Origin of the sequence: Paludisphaera rhizosphaerae (genome assembly GCF_011065895.1) — a bacterium.
In the GTDB taxonomy this organism is placed as follows: domain Bacteria; phylum Planctomycetota; class Planctomycetia; order Isosphaerales; family Isosphaeraceae; genus Paludisphaera; species Paludisphaera rhizosphaerae.
Genome location: NZ_JAALCR010000101.1, coordinates 1 through 414 on the forward strand (window position 1 = coordinate 1; position 414 = coordinate 414).

Annotated in this window: 1 protein-coding gene; it reads right to left on the reverse strand. The window is 60.9% G+C overall.

Features of this window, described 5'->3' with window-relative positions:
• Positions 1-414, reverse strand: a 414-nt coding sequence (locus G5C50_RS32165) for an efflux RND transporter permease subunit (protein ID WP_165076189.1), incomplete at both ends; no start/stop codon positions are given.

Sequence of the window (414 nt, forward strand, 5' to 3'; positions counted from 1 at the left end):
TTGGAGACGTCGTAGCTGACCTCGTAATCAATGCCCGGCGGGAAGGTCCGCTCCTTGAACTCCTTGAGCTTCTCCTTGACCTCCTCGATGATGGTCGCGGCGTTGGTGCCGGGGAGCTGCTTGAGCACGATCGCCGCCGAAGGCTTGCCGTCCAGGTCCGAGTATAGGTCGTAGAATGAAGACCCCAGCTCAACCTTGGCGACGTCCTTGATGCGCAGGATCTCGCCGTCGGGATTCGCCTTGAGGATGATGTCCGCGTATTGCTCAGGCTTGTTGTACCGGCCCACCCACGTCAGAACGTACTCAACAGTCTGTGACGTCTTGCCGGTCGCCTGTCCCAGCCGGCCAGGAGAGCCGATCATGCTCTGCTCGGCGACCGCCTTCATGACGTCCTCGGCCGAGACGTTGTAGGCT